The following is a 16414-nucleotide window of genomic DNA, read 5'->3' on the forward strand; positions in this document are numbered from 1 at the left end:
AGAGGCGGGGCCCACCCCGTCCATGTTTAGACGTTGATTACTGCCCCGTTATTTAACGAAGTGGAGTGTCTGGTCATGCATAAACAACACCGCGCCTTGCTGGTGGCTGTAACCCTGGGGCTCTGTACACAATGGGCCTGCGCCGCAGTCCAGGTGCCTGAGCGGCTGAAGAGCGTCGACAAACTCACCTACTGCTCGGGGATGGATTCACCGCCCCTGGTGTCCTTCGACGAATCCCAGAAACCGCGCGGGCTCACCGTCGACCTGGGCCTGGAAATCGCCAAGCGCCTGGGCAATAAAACCGTGCAATGGCGGGTCATTCCGTTTTCCGGCCTGGTGCCGGCACTGCTTGCCCAGCAGTGCGACATGATCGTCGACCAACTGTTCGACAAGCCCGAGCGCCGCCAGGTGATCGACATCGTCAACTACATGTATTCCAGCCAGGCGGTGGTGGTGCCCAAGGGCAACCCCAAAGGCATCAAGACCCTGGATGACCTGTCCACGCGCAAGGTGGCGGTGCTCAACGGCTCCACCATCAAGACCCTGCTCGACAGCCAGAACGGAAGCCTCGCCAAGGCCGGCAAGCCACCGATGAAACTGGTGGTCTACAACACTGACACCGATGCCTTCCAGGCGCTGCGCATCAGCCAGGTCGACGCCTATGGCACCACCGTGGAAACCGCCGGTTACTACGCGGCGATGGCCCCGGAGCTGTTCCAGGAAGGGGTACCTGCATTCAGTCGCATCCTCACCGGCCTGGGCATGCGCAAGGACGACCCGCAACTGACCGCCGCCGTGCAGCAGATCATCAGCGACATGCGCAGCGACGGCAGCTATGTGCAATTGCTCAACAAATGGCATGTCAGCAGCGACACCCTTGACTGAGGTTCAACCGCGATGAATTTCAATTGGGATGTGTTCTGGCAATACCTGCTGCAGCCCAGTGGGGTCTACCTCACCGGGTTGTGGCTGACGTGCCTGATCAGCGTGCTGGCGATGCTGCTCGGCTGTGCGCTGGGCCTGGCGGCGGCGCTGTTGCGTCTGTCGAAGAACCCGCTGCTGCACCTGCCGGTACGCCTTTACGTGTGGCTGATGCGCGGCACGCCGTTGCTGGTGCAGATCGTGTTTTTGTACACCGCACTGGCAGCGGGCGGGATCTTTCGCTTCGAGGACATTGAGCTGTTCGGGTTGATCATCCCCGGCAATATCCAGGCGGCGATCATTGCCCTGGGCCTGAATGAAGGCGCGTACATGGCCGAAATCATCCGCGCCGGCATCGGCGCGGTGGACAAGGGCCAGTACGAAGCCGGGCGTTCCCTGGGCATGGGGTTCGGCAAATTGATGCGGCGCATCGTGCTGCCCCAGGCGTTTCGGGTGATCGTGCCGCCGCTGGGCAATGAGTTCAATGTGATGCTCAAGAACACCACGCTGGTGAGTGTGATCGGGGTGCAGGAGTTGTTGCTCAGTACGCAGATGGTGACCTCGGCGACGTTTCGCGTCTTCGAGTTGTACCTGGTCGTCGCGATTTACTTCCTGACGCTGACCACCCTGTGGGGCTTTTTCCAGAGTTGGCTCGAACGCCGCTTCGGCCAGTCCGATCGACCTTCGGCGCCACCTCCGGCCGCCAGCCGCATGTTCGGTCGCAGCACCCTGAAACTGCTGAGGGGACGTTAACCATGGCGCACCAAAGTGAAGAGCTGATCATTGACGCACAGGATATCCAGAAGTCGTTCGGCGAGTTGCAGATCCTCAAGGGCATCTCCCTGCAAGTGCGGCGCGGCGAAGTGGTGGTGCTGATCGGCGCCTCCGGCTCCGGCAAGACCACCTTTATCCGCTGCATCAACCTGCTGGAAGACATCCAGGGCGGGCGCATTCGCGTCAACGGCCGCGCCATGGGCTATCGCGAACGCGCCGATGGCAGCCTGGTGCGCGATTCGGAGCGCAACATCGCCCGTCAGCGCCGCGACATCGGTATGGTGTTCCAGCGCTTCAACCTGTTCCCGCACATGACGGCATTGGAAAACATCATCGAAGCGCCGATCCAGGTGCTCGGCGTACCGCGTGCCCAGGCGCTGGAGCAGGCCCGGGGCTTGCTGGCGCGGGTCGGCCTGGCGGACAAGGCCAGTCACTATCCGTCGATGCTCTCCGGTGGCCAGCAGCAACGGGTGGCGATAGCCCGTGCGCTGGCGATGAAACCCCAGGCGATGCTGTTCGACGAGCCCACCAGCGCCCTCGACCCGGAAACCGTCGGCGAAGTGCTGCAGGTGATGAAGGAACTGGCCGAGGAGGGCATGACCATGGTGGTGGTCACCCACGAAATGGGCTTTGCCCGTGAAGTGGCCGACCGCGTGGTGGTGCTCGACCAGGGCGAACTGATCGAACAAGGGCCGCCGGAGCAGATTTTCAGCCATCCCAGCCATCCGCGTACCCGGGCGTTTCTCAGCCGCGTGTTATGACCTTTTTTTGAAGAGCCTTTGCCATGTTGAATTTTTCTGCTCACGAGTACCCCTATCCGTCGCAGCGCCAGAGTGTATTTGCCCGCCGTGGCATGGTGGCTGCGTCTCAACCTCTGGCCTCACAGGCTGGGATCGAAATCATGCAAAAGGGTGGCAATGCCATTGACGCCGCTATTGCCACGGCCGCCGCGCTGACGGTGGTCGAGCCCACCGGTTGCGGTCTGGGCGGCGATGCCTTTGCGCTGGTCTGGTGCAAGGGCCAGTTGCACGGCCTGAACGGCAACGGCCATGCGCCGGCGGCCTTGAGCATTGACGTGGTCAAGGCCGCCGGGCATGAACAGATGCCGCTGTATGGCTGGACCTCGGTGACGGTGCCCGGTTGCCCGTCGGCGTGGGCCGAGTTGTCCAAACGCTTCGGTAAATTGCCGTTTGCAGAGTTGCTGCAGCCGGCCATCAGCCTGGCGCGCGACGGTTTCCCGTTGTCGCCGGTGGTTGCCCATCAATGGCAGATCTCCTTGAACGAATTCAGCCCGCACCGCGATGACGTGCTGCAAGCCTGGTTCGACACCTTCCTCATTGACGGGCGCGCGCCTCGGGCGGGGGAGATTTTCCGCAACCCGGCCCAGGCCCGTACCCTGGAAGAACTCGCTGCCACCGGCTGTGAAAGCCTGTATCGCGGCGCGCTGGCCGAGCGCCTGGATGCGCATTCGCGCGCCAGCGGTGGTTACCTGCGCGCCAGCGACCTCCAGGATTACCGCGCGCAGTGGGTGGAGCCGATCCACATCAATTACCGGGGCGTGGACGTGTGGGAAATCCCGCCGAGCGGCCAGGGCCTGGTTGCACTGATGGCGCTGAAGATCCTCGAAGGCTTCAACTTCGATCACCGCGACAGCCAGCAAACCTGGCATCGCCAGCTGGAAGCCATGAAGCTCGCCTATAGCGATGGCCTGCACTACATCACCGACCCTGCGCACATGCGCGTGGCGGTGGCCGACCTGCTGAGTGACGCCTACAGCACCCGTCGCCGTGGCGAGATCGGCGAGCAGGCGCAGCCGCCCAAACCCGGCGCCCCCCATGCCAGCGGCACGGTGTACCTGGCGACCGCCGACGCCGAAGGCAATATGGTTTCGTTCATCCAGAGCAACTACCACGGCTTCGGCTCCGGCGTGGTGCTGCCCGACAGCGGCATCGCCTTGCAGAACCGCGGGCAGGAGTTCAGCCTCGATCAGTCCCATTCCAACTGCCTGGCACCGGGCAAGAAAACCTTCCACACCATCATCCCGGGGTTTCTCAGCAAGGACGGCCAGGCCCTTGGCCCGTTCGGCGTGATGGGCGGCTATATGCAGCCCCAGGGCCATGTGCAGATGGTGATGAACCTGGTGGACTTCGGCCTCAACCCCCAGGCGGCCCTCGACGCACCGCGCTGGCAATGGCTGGGCGACATGAAGGTCGGCATCGAACACGGCGCGTCCCGCGACCTGGTCAATGCGCTGGCGCGACGCGGGCACAAGGTGCAGACCGACAGCGACCTGACCGACTACGGGCGCGGGCAGATCATCCTGCGTGACCCGGCCACCGGCGTGTTGTGCGGGGGCACCGAGCCACGGGCGGACTCACATATCGCGGTTTGGTGAGCGGCTACACAAGCGCTGAGCCATACGGCTAATAATGACGGGGGGATGAGTTGTTTGATCTTCGCGACGGCGAGTGGGCGCCGCCGCAAGCCTCAATGTGCACGTTGACTCATCAAGTACGACGAGGCTCGCCCTGGGTAATTTCGCGTATCAGGCTCAGGTAACGAAGCGCGCCCAGTCCCAGGGGCCGGTTTTTTACCCAGATGATATCGACCCATAACCGCATCTGACTTGGCATGTAGTCAAACACCACCTCCGTCAATGCGCCTGAGGTGATCAGAGGGTGTACCAGCGATTTTGGAAGGTAAGCCCAACCCAACCCTTGCTGCACCAGGTCCAGCGTGGCCAGATAATTGTCGCTGTGCCAAATCCGCCGCGACAGCACAACACGTGGGTCAGAGTCCGCAGGCCCTCCTGTGGCGACGATGATCTGCCGAACGTTGACCAGTTGCTCCTCGCTCAAGGGGCTTTTCTTGCCGGCGGCCGCAGGGTGATCTGGAGCAGCAACCGCGACCAACAACTGGCTCCCCGCTTCAAGAAATGTTTCCCGCTCGTCAAGCCCTGGTCGTTCAAAGCCAAGTGCCAATTGCACACGCCCTTCATGGAGCATGCGCATTGCCTCCGGATGGGACGCGGAGCGAATCTCGATTTCCAGCGTGGGAAACTCCCTGGCGATAATCGACAGCGGACGATTCCATACGCCTGTTTGCAACTCAGGCGCCATCGCAAAGACCAGGCGCTCCTCCAGCCCCTGATGCAACTGGAGGGCATGGGCATCCAGCAGGTTTATCTGGCTCGCGACCTGGCGTGCCTGGGGCTCAAGTGCCTTGGCGGCGGCCGTTGGAATGGCTTTGCGGGTTGATCGGTCAAACAGCAACAAATCCAGCTCGGCTTCAAGCTGCGACACCGCCATGTTGATGGCCGAGGGCACCCGGCCTAATTTTCGCGCCGCCGCCGAAAAGGATCCGCTGTCGATGACCGAGAGGAAAATTTTAAGTGACTCGCTGGTAAACGCCATGGGAGTTGTCAGATTTTCTGATGATGATTGTCTTTATGTATCAGATTTATTCGCCTAGTTTCTACTCTCTTTCACATTAAATACGTGGGGCACACCATGTTGGATACGCAAATGAGAGGGCAGGTTGCGCTCATCAGTGGTGCCGGGAGTGAATCCGGGATCGGCATGGCGATTGCCCGCAGGCTGGGTGCATCCGGGGCGAAGTTGATCATCACTGCCAGCAGCTACCGCATTGTGGATCGGGTTAAAGAGCTGCGCCTTGAAGGGTTTGAAGTTGAAGGCAGGCCCACTGATCTTACCGATGAAAATCAGGTGCGAGACTTCAGCCTGTGGGCAGAGTCAGTCTGGGGGCAGGTCGATATTCTGGTGAACAATGCCGGTATGTCCATGCACGGCAGCCCTGAGATTTTCTCGGAATTGGCGTCGATGGAACTGCATGACTGGAACCTTTCACTGGCCCGAAACCTGACCACTGCCTTTCTGCTGACCCGAGCCGTGTTGCCCGGCATGAAGGCGAGACGTTACGGGCGCATTGTCAATATCAGTTCCACCACGGGCACCCGCGGGAGCAATCCGGGGGAAGCCGCTTATAGCGCCGCCAAGGCCGCGATGGTGGGCATGAACATGGGGCTTGCGCTTGAAGTCGCCAGGCAGGGGATTACCGTCAACAGCGTGGCCCCCGGCTGGATCACCACGGGCTCAACCACCCCCGTTGAAGCCGAGGCGGGGCGCTTCACCCCGATAGGGCGCGCAGGCAGCCCACGCGAAGTGGCGGCGGCGGTTGCATTTCTGGCATCGCCTGACGCCAGCTACATCACCGGGGAAGTCCTTGTGGTGGATGGCGGGAACTGTCTGGTCGAGAACAAAGCCCCTCACGGCGATTATTAAGTTTGAATACGCTCCAGCGCGCTCAATCCAAGATAGTGGGCAGGGGCTATAACCGAGATTTATAACAGCGCGATGTATCAAGGAACAGTTGAGTTCTTTGAGCCGTATCCGGCTGTCATTGGGCAGCGAACTTTTAATTAATTTGATAATTAACATGGGGTATTGATCATGTCGAACAGTGGAATCAGTGAATCAGCGATTGCTGCTTTTACCGCCTCCGAGCGTGCCCGGTTTATACAAAACAACCCCACTTCACTGGCGCTGGCCGAGCGCGCCAAGGCGAATCTGTTCAACGGTGTGCCCATGCACTGGATGAGCGATTGGTCGATGCCTTCACCGCTCTTCGTCCAGCGTGCCAAAGGGGCGCGCTTCACCGACGTTGACGGGCATGAATACATCGACTTTTGCCTCGGCGACACCGGCACGATGTTTGGCCATTCACCTGATCCTGTTGCCCGCGCCATCGCCGAACAGGCGAACAATGGCTTGACCACGATGCTGCCGGGCGAAGACGCGGTGGTCTGCGGCGAGTTGCTGGCTGAGCGATTCGAGCTGCCTTACTGGCAAGTGACCGCCAATGCGACTGACGCCAACCGTTATGTGCTGCGCTGGGCCCGCGCGATCACCCAGCGCAAGGTGTTGCTGGTGTTCGATGGCTGCTACCACGGCACCGTGGATGATGTGATGGTGCGCTACCGCGACGGCAAGACCGTGCACCGTTCAGGCCTTGTGGGCCAAGCCTACGACTTGAGCCAATACAGTCGATCCATCCCCTTCAACGATGTCGCCGCACTGGAGGCGGCGTTAGCCCAGGGTGACGTTTGCGCGCTGATGTGCGAGCCGGCGATGACGAACATTGGCATGGTCCTGCCGGATCCGGGGTTCATGCAAACGTGTCGAGAGCTGACCCTTAAATACGGCAGCCTGTTGGTCATTGATGAGACCCACACTATTTCCACCGGCCTCGGTGGATGCACGCGCCAGTGGGATTTGAAACCCGACTTTTTCGTGGTGGGTAAACCCATTGCAGGTGGCGTGCCTTGCGCCGTGTTTGGCGTTAGCGAGCCAATCGCCTCGGCCATGCGCGACGTCCAGAAGACCATCAGCGAGGAGAGCGGCGGGCATGGCCACAGTGGCATGGGAACGACGCTGTCGGCCAACGCACTGGCGATGCGCTGCATGCGCGTCAGTCTTGAAGAGGTCATGACCGAGTCTGCCTACGAGCACATGCTGCCCCTGGCCTCAAGGCTGGCCCAGGGGCTTCGAGAGTTGTTCAAGCGGCACCAACTGAACTGGTCGGTAACAGAGTTGGGTGCGCGTTGTGAATTTCAATTCTGTGCCACACCGCCAAGAACAGGCGCGCAAGCCGAGGCGGCTTTTCACGACAGCCTCCAAATGGCGCTGCATCTCTATTTGATCAATCGCGGAATTCTGATCACGCCTTTTCACAACATGACCCTGTGCTGCCCGCAGACACGTGATGGGGATATCGACAGGCTGATCGCTGAGTTGGATAACGCCCTGACCACGCTGCTTGCCCTGCCTGGCGCGCGGGTTATCGCTTGATAACGGCACGTCTGAAAACGCCATAGTTCTTACATACTGCCAGTCGCTTGAATGAGCGCTAAGAGGTTTGACATGCAAATTGCGGATAAAAAAGAGGCCCTGGATTATCTGGCCGCCCACCCTGAAGTGCTGAGCATCGAGCTGTTCCTTATCGACGTGAATGGCGTTCCACGGGGCAAACTGTTGCATCGCGACGAACTGCTGGCGATCTACGAAAATGGTCGGCCATTGCCAAGTTCCATTCTCGCTTTGACCGTGCAGGGTGAAGACGTAGAAGACACCGGCTTGGTCTGGGAGGTTGCCGACGCCGATTGCTGGACATACCCCTTGGCGGGAAGCCTGACCTTGCAACCCTGGCGCACCAACCCCACCGGTCAAGTGCAGGTGAGCATGCACCCGACCCAAGGAGTTCCCGCCGCACCGGCAGACCCGCGCCACGTACTGGTGAACACCATCGAGCGGCTCAAAGCCGATGGGTTGCATCCGGTCATGGCCGTTGAGTTGGAGTTTTACCTGCTGGACCGACAGCGCGACGTCAACGGTCGGCCGCAGCCGGCGTTGCAGGCCAATGGCGTACGCCCTGTTGCGCCACAGGTCTATGGCGTATACGAGTTGGAGCAGCTTCAACCGTTTCTTGATGACCTCTACGCGGCGTGCGCGCTGCAGGGCTTGCCGGTACGTACGGCGATATCCGAATACGCGCCAGGCCAGGTCGAGTTGACGCTGGAGCATCGGTTCGACGCACTCCAGGCCATTGATGAAGGCGTACGTTACAAACGCCTGGTCAAGGGTGTGGCCAATAAACATGGGCTGCAAGCGTGCTTCATGGCCAAGCCATTCAGCGATCAGGCCGGCAGCGGTATGCACCTGCACGTCAGCCTGGCCGACGAGCACGGCAATAACCTGTATGCGAGCGAAGACCCACAGGGCACGCCACTGTTGCGGCACTCCATCGGCGGGATGATGGAGACCCTGTTTGACTCGCTGGCGATATTTTGCCCCCACGCCAATTCCTATCGGCGCTTCCAGACCGGTAGTTACGCGCCGCTGGCTAAAAGTTGGGGCGTCAACAACCGTACCGTTTCGTTCCGCGTGCCCGGCGGCCCTGCCATCAGTCGGCACATTGAACACCGCATTTGCGGTGCCGATGCCAACCCCTATCTTGCCGCTGCTGCGTTACTGGCGGGCATTCACTACGGCATCACGCATCAAAGCGATCCCGGCGCGGCGATTGTGGGGAATGGCTATGAACAGGCGACCGATTTTCTACCCACCGACTGGCTGACAGCGTTGCAGGCACTGCAACGTTCAACCTGGGCACGGGAGGCGCTGGGCGCTGAGTTCCTGAAGGTGTTCCTGGCGATCAAGTGGCGCGAGTTCCGTCAATTCAATGCTGAGGTCGGAGAACAGGACTGGCGCTGGTACCTCACTCACGCATAAATGCTGGCCCGTCAGTTTGGGATTGCACGGCGCTCCGCGCACGTCTGCTGAGGTGCTGGATCAACTCAATGTGACACGTGTTGTGCCTCAGGAAGCGCACTGCATGTCGATATCAGGCGCTTGTGTGCCGCTATGAGGCTATTTTTGCGCTGGGAAGGCCGCGTATTGTGACCCGTCATTGGAAAATGATGATCGCCTGACCCTCTAGTCAGTACGTCTTAACGTCGATCAAAGAGAACAATAAGAATGATCAACAGCCCAAGTTCGAAGGATGCAAGCGGCCAGCTGGCGCAGGGTTTCAAGCCGCGTCACGTCACCATGCTCTCCATTGCAGGGATTATCGGCGCAGGGTTGTTTGTCGGGTCTGGGCACGCCATTGCGGCGGCGGGCCCGGCGGTGATGCTGGCCTACCTGTTTTCCGGCCTGCTGGTGGTGCTGGTGATGCGAATGTTGGGAGAGATGGCGGTCGCCAACCCCGACACAGGATCCTTCTCAACCTATGCCGATCAAGCCATCGGCCGCTGGGCCGGGTTCACCATCGGCTGGCTTTACTGGTGGTTCTGGGTGCTGGTGATTCCCATCGAAGCATTGGCCGCCGGGCATATCCTCAACCAGTGGTTCCCGCAGATCGACGCTTGGCTGTTTGCCTTGTTGTCGATCTTTTTGTTGGTGGTGACCAACTTGTTCAGTGTGTCCAAGTACGGCGAATTCGAGTTCTGGTTCGCGATGGCCAAGGTGGTGGCGATCATAGGTTTTATCGGCCTTGGGGGCGCAGTGTTGATGGGCTGGATTCCCGAACGGGAGGCCAGCGGTTTGAGTCGACTGATGGATGAGCATGGAGGCTTTGCGCCTAATGGTTTGTCGGCCGTCGTTGGCGCATTCATTACCATCATGTTCAGTTTTATCGGCACTGAAGCCGTCACCATTGCGGCTGCGGAGTCCAGCAACCCGGCGCAGAATATCGCCCGGGCAACACGTTCGGTGATGTGGCGCATCGGCGTGTTTTACGTGTTATCGATCTTCGTGGTTATTTCCGTGGTGCCATGGAATGACCCGTTGCTGGCGTCGGTCGGCTCTTATCAGCGTGCACTGGAGTTGATGAACATTCCCCATGCCAAGCTGCTGGTGGATGTCGTCGTGTTGATTGCGGTGGCCAGTTGCATGAACTCCTCCATCTACATTGCTTCGCGCATGCTGTATTCACTGGGCAAGCGTGGGGACGCGCCGGCCTTGATGAAAAAGACCTCGGCACAGAGTGTGCCCAGGGCTGCTGTGATTGCCAGCACCATTCTGGGCGCTGGCGTGACCTTGCTCAGTTACTTCATGCCGGCTGGGCTGTTCCAGTTTCTGCTGGCTAGTTCGGGCGCCATCGCCTTGCTGGTGTACCTGGTGATCGCCGTTTCACAATTGCGCATGCGCAGAGTATTGCAACAGCGCAATATTCTGCTGACGTTCAAAATGTGGCTGTTTCCCTGGCTCACCTGGGCGGTCATTGTATTTATCTGTTGTGCATTGGCGGTGATGCTTTTAACCCCCGAGCATCGCTTCGAGGTGTCTTCGACGATCGGCCTGGCCTTGCTGATTTCACTGCTCGGCGTCATCACCGCGCGGGAGCCCCACCCTGTACAAACACCGATTCCCGCCGTCTCGCGCCCATGAAAGCATGGCCGGTCACCGCTGCTGTTGGGTCAGTTCGCCCTGACCTCGTTGGCGACTGCGCTGGCGCCGCCCTCTATTTTTTCGAGCGCGTTTTGGCTGTCGTTGGCTCTTGTGCATCGGCCAGCGCATCGCCGCCGAGGCTGCGGGTGAGTTGCACGGCGGCGCTCTGAAACAGCGGGTGCAGGGTGTGTGCCTGCTCGGCCGTCAAGCGGCTGGCGGGTCCCGATAAGACAAGGGCGCCAATCAGGTTTTCCCCTGGACCGAAAATGGGCAGTGCCATGGATGACGCGTGCGGATCTGTCGCGCCTACGGAATAGATCGGCTTGATCATCTTCGCCGCCAATGAGTAGGGCGTGCGCAGCGCTTCGGCGCCGGCCGCGCCGTCCATTGGGCGGGTGTCGCCGGGTTGCAGGTGCAGGCGCAAATGATGGGGTGAGTTGACTCGATACAGGCACATTCGGTAGGCGCCATGCCTGACGTAGAACGAGGCTGTCTCACCGGTTTCCTGGGTCAGTCGGTGCAACAGGGGCGTAATGTGGCGCTCCAGGTCCAGCCCGTCCTGGTAGACAGTGTTCAAGCGCATGATCTCTGTGGCCAGTTGATAGCGGCCATCGGCCAGGCGAGTGATCAGCCCGTAATTTTCCAATGAGACCATCAAGCGCATGATGGTGCTTTTGATCAGCCCGGTTCGGTCGGCCAGCTCCGCCAGTTCCAGGGCAGTGTCACCTATTTTGAACGCGGTGAGCACGGTCAGCACCCGATCAGCCGAAGCCACCCCGGTGACTGCCGGGCGCGGGCGAATTTTTACCATTGGGTTGCTCCTTGTGAGTTGCGGTGTCGGGCGGCGCGTGAACAGGCTGCAAAATACTGCCATTGACGCGTGGGGGCAATGCACACGGACCATCAGCCTGGCGCTGCAAAAAAAAACGCTGCCGGCGGGCGCGACCCGACAGCAGCGAGGGTGCAGCTTTTACAGAGGTCAGCCGGCCTTGGCTTGCTTCTTGAACGCCACAGGATCACTCGAAGGGTTCATGTGTTTGCGGCCGATCAACAGCACCATCATAGCGCCCAACGCGCACAGTGCCGCGAGCGGCAGCAAGGCCAGTGCGTGGCTGCCGGTGGCATGTTGGATGGTGCCGTAGACGTTGACCATCAGGCCCCCGCCGATCAGGTTGGCCATCGCGCCAACCGCCGCCAGGCCTGCCGCTGCGGTGGAGGAAGACAGCCACGTCGACACCAGTGCCCAGAACGGTCCTTTCATCGAGTAAGCGCCGATCAGCACCATGGACATCATCAGTACCGTCGCCGACAGCGAAGAGGTCAAAAGCGCCAGTAACAGGCCGACGGTGATCAGCAGCAGGGTGGTCGCGGTGTGCCAGCGGCGTTCGCCGGTCTTGTCGGAGCTGCGCCCCCACACAATCATCAAGATCGACGCCAGGCCGTAAGGAATCGCGTTGACCAATCCGATTTCCAGGTTGTTCAAGCCGAATGTCTTGAGGAGTTGCGGTGCCCAGACGCTCATGGTGCTGCCCGCTGCCGACGCGCCGGAATAGATTAGCGCCAACACCCAGATATGTTTGTGACGCAGCAGCTTCCACAGCGAGATATGCCCGATCGCGGTTTTGCGTCCGCGTTCTTCAGCCAGTCGCAGGGTCAACCAGGTGCGTTGCTCGTCACTCAGCCATTTCGCTTGTTCGGGGCGATCGGTCAGCACAAACAGGCAGGCGATACCCAGCAACACCGCTGGAATGCCTTCAATGATGAACAGCCAGTGCCAGCCGCGCATGCCGAACCAGCCGTCCATGCTCAGCAACAGGCCGGACAGGGGCGAACCGATAAAGTTGGCGCCGGGAATGGCGACCATGAAGATCGCGACCATGCGCCCACGGTACGACGCCGGCAGCCAATAGGTCAGGTAAAGCAACACGCCAGGAAAGAACCCGGCCTCCGCAGCGCCCAGCAGGAAACGCATCACATAGAGGGAGTTGGCACCCTGCACGAACGCAGTGCCCGCCGACACAAGCCCCCAGGTGATCATGATGCGGGCGATCCAGGCGCGGGCCCCAAAACGTTGCAACGCCAGGTTGCTCGGCACCTCGACCAGGAAGTAAGAGACAAAGAACAGGCTGCTGGCGAAACCGAAGATCGCGGGCGTCAGCCCCAGGTCCTGGTTCATCTGCAGGGAAGCCATGCCGATATTGCCGCGGTCGATGATCGCCAGCAGGTAGCAGAGGATCAGGAACGGCAGCAGTCGCCATGCCACCTTGCGCATGGTTGAACGCTCGATGGCGCTGATTTCGGTGGAGCTGATAGACATGACGCTCTCCCATTTTGTTTTTTTTGGAGAAGTGTTCCGGCCCGTGCCTCGTTCGGAGAAGCACGGGCTATATGAGTTCAATCACTGCGCATACAGGTGACGATTGACCACTGCGCGCGGGTCGGGCGCGATACCGTCCCAGAAATTGATAATCTGCTGCACCGCCAGCAGCCCCACGCGGTCCCGCGCTTCGGCGGTATTGGCGCCGACGTGGGGGGTCGCCACCAGGGTCGGCAGGCCCCATAACGGCGAATCGGCAGGCGGCGGCTCGGGGTTGAACGTATCCAGGCCGGCGCCGCCGATATGACCCGTACTCAGTGCCTGTACCAAAGCGTCGGTATCAATCAGCTCGCCACGTGCGGTGTTGATCAGCAGGCTGCCTGGGCGCATGCGCTTGAACTGCGCCTCACCGAACAGGTTGCGGTTCTGTTCCGTGAGCGGGCAATGCAGGCTGATAATATCGCAGCCCGCCAGCAGGGCTTCGAATTCACTGACCTGCTCAACGTTGGGCAAGTCGGGCAGGCTTTTCAGGTACGGGTCATAGACCTTGACCTGCATGCGCAGCGGGCCGACCAGGTCCATCAGAATCCGGCCGATTGAGCCCAGGCCAACCAGGCCGAGGGTCTTGCCTGACAGCTCGATACCTACCGAGTGGGCTTTATCCCAGTGCCCATCACGCATACGTGCATCCAGCAGGGCAGTGTTGCGCGCGACGCTGAACATCAGTGCCAGCGCGTGCTCGGCGACCGACTGCGCATTGGCGCCGAGGGCGATGGTCACGGGAATCTCGCGTTCGGCGGCGGCCGCAATGTCGATGGTGTCGTAGCCCACGCCGTGTTTGGCAATGATCTTCAACGGCGCGGACGCCTGGATCATTTCCCGCGTCAGCTGGCCCTGGCGCACGATGATCGCGTCCGGTTGCTCGCGCGCAATGATCGCAGTCAATGCTTCGGCGGCGGTGTAGGGGAGGGTGGGTATCACACGCACGCCGTGTGAAGCGGCAAAGGCCATGGCTTCGGCAGTCAATTCAGGGCCGGTCAGCAGAAGGGTTCGGGTCATGTTGCGCACCTTGGTTTTTTTATCTGTGTGCAGCTGAGGTTGAGTGAGATGCCCCTCAGTGGTGACTAAAACTTATCATAATGAAACGTCGTTGCAATAAAAAAGATTGGTGTAGAGATGGGTGCGCGATCTTCGTCGCCGTCGAGCGTCACATATAGTCTAAATAAATCACGTATTTAGCTCACTTATCCGCCTGATTAAGAGCATCAAGGGTGCGAGGGCGAGGTGATGAGCTGCCTGCAAGGCTCCCTTGCAAGGCAAAAAATGAAGTGGTAATTTTAAAACGTCGTTTCATTTTAAGTGATTGCGTAATCACGCACGGCCTACAAAAAACACAAGAAGGTGTCCCCATGTCCATTGGTTTCAGAGTGCTCAAACAAGATCGCAAAGTGTCTGCCGAATGGGTTGAGCGCTATCGGACGGTGCCCGTCGCCAATATCAGCGACTCGATGAATCGCATGACTGCCGGCGGCGCCAGCCTGCGGAGCATGCATCGCCAGGGCGTGTTGGTGGGGCCGGCGTTGACGGTCAAGGCACGCCCCGGCGACAACTTGATGCTGCACTACGCCATTGATATCGCGCAGCCGGGCGACGTCATTGTGGTCGATGCCGGCGGCGACCTGAGTAACGCGCTGATCGGTGAAATGATGGTCGCCTATGCGGCCAGAAGAGGCGTGGCCGGCATTGTGATCAATGGTGCGATTCGCGACGCCGCGAGCATCGGCGCGGGTGACTTCCCATTGTTCGCCGCCGGCGTTACACACCGCGGCCCGTACAAAGATGGCCCAGGCGAAGTCAATGTGCCGATTGCACTTGATGGCATGGTGATCGAACCCGGCGACCTGATGATCGGCGACGAAGACGGCTTGCTTTGCGTGCCGTTTGACCAGGTGGGTGAAGTGTATGATCGTGCCCACGCCAAGCATGCTGCCGAACAAAAGCAGCTTGAGCAGATTGCCCTGGGTGAAAACGACCGTACCTGGGTCTTGAAATCTCTTACACAGAAGGGTTGCGAATTCCCTGGCTGATCCTTGACACCCTGGCCGTAGCATTCGGCCAGGGTTTACGGGTAAGGCATCGCAGTCTTCATAACTCAAAGGCTTGCTGTGACTTCCGCTCCCACCACCCGATGGCCCGCGCCGATTCGCGCATTGAGCCACCGCAACTTCCAGATCTACTTTGTGGGCCAGGGCCTTTCCACCCTCGGCAAATGGATTCAACAGGTCGCGCTGGCCTGGTTGGCCTATCACTTGACGGGCTCGGCCGTGTTGCTGGGGACGATCGCCTTTTTGACGTTGCTGCCGCAGTTATTGATCGGGCCATTAGCGGGTGCCTGGTCGGACCGCCACGACAAGCGCCGCCTGTTGATGGGCGTGCAAACCCTGCTTTCCCTGCAATCGCTGGTCCTGGCCGTGCTGACCTGGCAGCACTGGATGAACCGGGAGGTGATCATCGTCATGGCTCTGATCCTCGGCTTGCTCAATGCCCTGGAAACCCCCCTGCGCCAGGCGCTGATCAGCAGTTTCGTCGATGACCCCAAGGACCTGCCCAACGCCCTTGTATTGAATGCGATGCTGATCAACGCCGCCCGCTTCATCGGCCCACCCTTGGCGGGGCTGTTGATCAACTGGAGTGGTGAGGCCGGCTGTTTTCTGCTGACGGCTGTCGCGTTTGGCATGTTGCTGATCGGGCTGGGCAGGGTGCAGAGCCGTCTGCAAGCCAAAGCCCAGGGTTCTACCGGAGAAATATTCCGTGAGGGGCTGCGATATTTGTGGAGCACGCTGCACATCCGGCGCCTGCTGATCAGCGTGATCATGGTCAACCTGCTGGCTTCCTGCTACACCGTGCTGTTGCCGATTCTGGCAAAAAACGTGTTTTCGGGTGACGCACAAACCCTGGGTTGGTTATGGGGTGCCGCCGGTGCGGGGGCGTTTGTCGCGACGATTTTTCTGGCGTTCGTCGGCGGAGCGTCGAACCTGCAACGCATCATTGGCATGGGTGCATGGGTGTGCGCGATATCGTTGTGTGCGGTGGCCGCCAATCCCCCGTTGTGGTTTACCCTGATCGCGCTCGCCGGTCTGGGTTTCGGCATCACAGTGAGTAATGTCAGCAGCAACATGACCCTGCAAAGCGCCGCCCCCGAGGCGTTGCGGGGGCGAGTGATCGCGTTCTATATCGCCATGCGTTTCGGCTTTGAGGCCATTGGTGGGCTGTTGGCCGGGCTGGCGGCCGCTGCCTTCAGTGTGCAATGGACCTTGTTGCTGGCCGGTGCATTTTTGTTGCTGTATCAGGGGGCGAGCGCATGGGTTGACCGCAAAGCGCGTGAACGCCAGTGATGCGCGACTGTCTGCTGAAACGACTCCGTTCCTGTTTTAGG

At 60.2% G+C, this 16414-nt stretch carries 14 protein-coding genes; 10 read left to right on the forward strand and 4 right to left on the reverse strand.

Features of this window, described 5'->3' with window-relative positions; genetic code table 11:
• The first annotated feature begins 75 nt into the window (after positions 1–75).
• The 4 genes from BLV67_RS18600 to BLV67_RS18615 are packed head-to-tail and all read left to right on the forward strand — an operon-like array spanning position 76 to position 4090.
• Complete coding sequence (locus BLV67_RS18600) at positions 76–885, forward strand: ABC transporter substrate-binding protein (RefSeq protein ID WP_069785899.1); 810 nt, start codon at positions 76–78, stop codon at positions 883–885.
• Between the two features lie 12 nt (positions 886–897).
• Complete coding sequence (locus BLV67_RS18605; protein WP_069785898.1) at positions 898–1674, forward strand: amino acid ABC transporter permease; 777 nt, start codon at positions 898–900, stop codon at positions 1672–1674.
• A 2-nt stretch (positions 1675–1676) separates the two neighbouring features.
• Positions 1677–2456 (forward strand): amino acid ABC transporter ATP-binding protein, encoded by a 780-nt coding sequence (locus tag BLV67_RS18610; protein WP_053256191.1) that lies wholly within the window; start codon positions 1677–1679, stop codon positions 2454–2456.
• Between the two features lie 23 nt (positions 2457–2479).
• Positions 2480–4090, forward strand: a complete 1611-nt coding sequence (locus tag BLV67_RS18615) for a gamma-glutamyltransferase family protein (protein WP_069785897.1) — start codon at positions 2480–2482, stop codon at positions 4088–4090.
• A 112-nt stretch (positions 4091–4202) separates the two neighbouring features.
• Here BLV67_RS18615 and BLV67_RS18620 read toward each other — a convergent pair whose 3' ends face one another.
• A complete protein-coding gene (locus tag BLV67_RS18620) occupies positions 4203–5108 on the reverse strand; it encodes a LysR family transcriptional regulator (protein WP_069785896.1) in 906 nt (301 codons plus the stop codon).
• Positions 5109–5204: 96 nt separating this feature from the next.
• On the opposite strand from BLV67_RS18620, the gene BLV67_RS18625 reads away from it, so the two are divergent.
• The 4 genes from BLV67_RS18625 to gabP all read left to right on the forward strand — a co-directional run bounded on the left by BLV67_RS18625 (position 5205) and on the right by gabP (position 10661).
• Entirely contained in the window at positions 5205–5996 is a 792-nt protein-coding gene (locus BLV67_RS18625) for an SDR family NAD(P)-dependent oxidoreductase (protein ID WP_069785895.1), read from the forward strand.
• Positions 5997–6164: 168 nt separating this feature from the next.
• Positions 6165–7562, forward strand: a complete 1398-nt coding sequence (locus BLV67_RS18630; protein ID WP_069785894.1) for an aspartate aminotransferase family protein — start codon at positions 6165–6167, stop codon at positions 7560–7562.
• A gap of 72 nt (positions 7563–7634) precedes the next feature.
• Positions 7635–9002, forward strand: a complete 1368-nt coding sequence (locus BLV67_RS18635) for a glutamine synthetase family protein (RefSeq protein WP_069785893.1) — start codon at positions 7635–7637, stop codon at positions 9000–9002.
• Between the two features lie 246 nt (positions 9003–9248).
• The gene (gene gabP, locus BLV67_RS18640) at positions 9249–10661 is read left to right on the forward strand and encodes a GABA permease (protein ID WP_218177941.1); all 1413 of its coding nucleotides are present in this window, start codon (positions 9249–9251) and stop codon (positions 10659–10661) included.
• A gap of 73 nt (positions 10662–10734) precedes the next feature.
• On the opposite strand, the gene BLV67_RS18645 is transcribed toward gabP, so the two are convergent.
• The 3 genes from BLV67_RS18645 to BLV67_RS18655 all read right to left on the reverse strand — a co-directional run bounded on the left by BLV67_RS18645 (position 10735) and on the right by BLV67_RS18655 (position 14037).
• The gene (locus BLV67_RS18645) at positions 10735–11472 is read right to left on the reverse strand and encodes an IclR family transcriptional regulator (protein WP_065931445.1); all 738 of its coding nucleotides are present in this window, start codon (positions 11470–11472) and stop codon (positions 10735–10737) included.
• A 168-nt stretch (positions 11473–11640) separates the two neighbouring features.
• Positions 11641–12978 carry an MFS transporter gene (locus BLV67_RS18650; protein ID WP_069785892.1) on the reverse strand — a complete coding sequence of 446 codons (1338 nt, stop codon included), beginning with the start codon at positions 12976–12978 and terminating at the stop codon, positions 11641–11643.
• Between the two features lie 81 nt (positions 12979–13059).
• Positions 13060–14037: a hydroxyacid dehydrogenase gene (locus BLV67_RS18655; RefSeq protein ID WP_065931443.1), complete on the reverse strand. Its 978-nt coding sequence runs from the start codon at positions 14035–14037 to the stop codon at positions 13060–13062.
• Positions 14038–14387: 350 nt separating this feature from the next.
• Here BLV67_RS18655 and BLV67_RS18660 point away from each other — a divergent pair, with 350 nt between their 5' ends.
• Positions 14388–15065: an RraA family protein gene (locus BLV67_RS18660; RefSeq protein ID WP_065931442.1), complete on the forward strand. Its 678-nt coding sequence runs from the start codon at positions 14388–14390 to the stop codon at positions 15063–15065.
• A 78-nt stretch (positions 15066–15143) separates the two neighbouring features.
• Positions 15144–16373, forward strand: coding sequence for an MFS transporter (locus BLV67_RS18665; protein ID WP_244160726.1), 1230 nt, complete (start codon positions 15144–15146; stop codon positions 16371–16373).
• Positions 16374–16414 lie beyond the last annotated feature (41 nt).

The sequence above is a fragment of the Pseudomonas salomonii genome (assembly GCF_900107155.1).
GTDB lineage: Bacteria > Pseudomonadota > Gammaproteobacteria > Pseudomonadales > Pseudomonadaceae > Aquipseudomonas > Aquipseudomonas salomonii.

Excerpts from the sequence above, each read along its gene's own strand:
- BLV67_RS18600 (WP_069785899.1), top strand. The coding sequence starts at position 76 with ATGCATAAACAACACCGCGCCTTGCTGGTGGCTGTAACCCTGGGGCTC.
- BLV67_RS18605 (WP_069785898.1), top strand. The coding sequence starts at position 898 with ATGAATTTCAATTGGGATGTGTTCTGGCAATACCTGCTGCAGCCCAGT.
- BLV67_RS18610 (WP_053256191.1), top strand. The coding sequence starts at position 1,677 with ATGGCGCACCAAAGTGAAGAGCTGATCATTGACGCACAGGATATCCAG.
- BLV67_RS18615 (WP_069785897.1), top strand. The coding sequence starts at position 2,480 with ATGTTGAATTTTTCTGCTCACGAGTACCCCTATCCGTCGCAGCGCCAG.
- BLV67_RS18620 (WP_069785896.1), bottom strand. The coding sequence starts at position 5,108 with ATGGCGTTTACCAGCGAGTCACTTAAAATTTTCCTCTCGGTCATCGAC.
- BLV67_RS18625 (WP_069785895.1), top strand. The coding sequence starts at position 5,205 with ATGTTGGATACGCAAATGAGAGGGCAGGTTGCGCTCATCAGTGGTGCC.
- BLV67_RS18630 (WP_069785894.1), top strand. The coding sequence starts at position 6,165 with ATGTCGAACAGTGGAATCAGTGAATCAGCGATTGCTGCTTTTACCGCC.
- BLV67_RS18635 (WP_069785893.1), top strand. The coding sequence starts at position 7,635 with ATGCAAATTGCGGATAAAAAAGAGGCCCTGGATTATCTGGCCGCCCAC.
- gabP (WP_218177941.1), top strand. The coding sequence starts at position 9,249 with ATGATCAACAGCCCAAGTTCGAAGGATGCAAGCGGCCAGCTGGCGCAG.
- BLV67_RS18645 (WP_065931445.1), bottom strand. The coding sequence starts at position 11,472 with ATGGTAAAAATTCGCCCGCGCCCGGCAGTCACCGGGGTGGCTTCGGCT.
- BLV67_RS18650 (WP_069785892.1), bottom strand. The coding sequence starts at position 12,978 with ATGTCTATCAGCTCCACCGAAATCAGCGCCATCGAGCGTTCAACCATG.
- BLV67_RS18655 (WP_065931443.1), bottom strand. The coding sequence starts at position 14,037 with ATGACCCGAACCCTTCTGCTGACCGGCCCTGAATTGACTGCCGAAGCC.
- BLV67_RS18660 (WP_065931442.1), top strand. The coding sequence starts at position 14,388 with ATGTCCATTGGTTTCAGAGTGCTCAAACAAGATCGCAAAGTGTCTGCC.